We start from the raw sequence: 607 nt of genomic DNA on the forward strand, positions 1-607 counted from the left end.
CACTTAAAGTGGCTGAATTTAAATACAAAGATCTTTCTCAAGAAGAACAAGACAAGCTGGATGCAGCAACCTTTCGTCGCCTGTTAGCACACCTAGACAACAACAAAGATGTCCAAAACATCGACCTGATGATCTTGGCTGGCTTTTGCCGTAACTGTTTTAGTAAGTGGTACAAAGCAGAAGCTGAACAACAAGGCTTAGACTTGGATATCGATGACGCTCGTGAGCGCGTATATGGCATGACTTACGATGAGTGGAAACAAAATCACCAACCAAAAGCGACACCTGAGCAACTAGCGGCGTTTGAAGCGAAGCAGAAGCCAGAATAATTTGTTCTCGCTAGAAATTGATGAATAGAATAAACCAAAAAAGAGCCCATCAAGGGCTCTTTTCTATTTCGAACTATCGGTTTATATGAACTTAAGCCAGTTCACCCGTTTGCGAGAAAGCTTCTAGCTTCGCTGCATAAGGTTGTAGGTCACCGATATTCAGATTTACCCACTCGTCATTGAAGTAAGTGTCTAGGTAACGTTCACCGCTATCACATAGCAAAGTCACGATAGACCCTGTTTCTCCACGCGCTTTCATCTCGCTTGCCAGTTGAAGC

1 protein-coding gene and 1 pseudogene are annotated in these 607 nt (G+C 43.5%); one reads left to right on the forward strand and one right to left on the reverse strand.

Translation table 11 applies throughout. The features are described from left to right. Window positions 1-8 precede the first annotated feature (8 nt). Window positions 9-329, forward strand: coding sequence for a DUF1244 domain-containing protein (locus AB4496_RS26635; protein ID WP_004736423.1), 321 nt, complete (start codon window positions 9-11; stop codon window positions 327-329). 91 nt (window positions 330-420) lie between these two features. Here the strand turns inward: AB4496_RS26635 and AB4496_RS26640 are convergent. Next, window positions 421-607, reverse strand: a pseudogene (locus AB4496_RS26640) (PLP-dependent cysteine synthase family protein); the annotation flags it as partial.

The organism is Vibrio sp. 10N.222.46.A1 (assembly GCF_041473595.1).
GTDB lineage: Bacteria > Pseudomonadota > Gammaproteobacteria > Enterobacterales > Vibrionaceae > Vibrio > Vibrio tasmaniensis_A.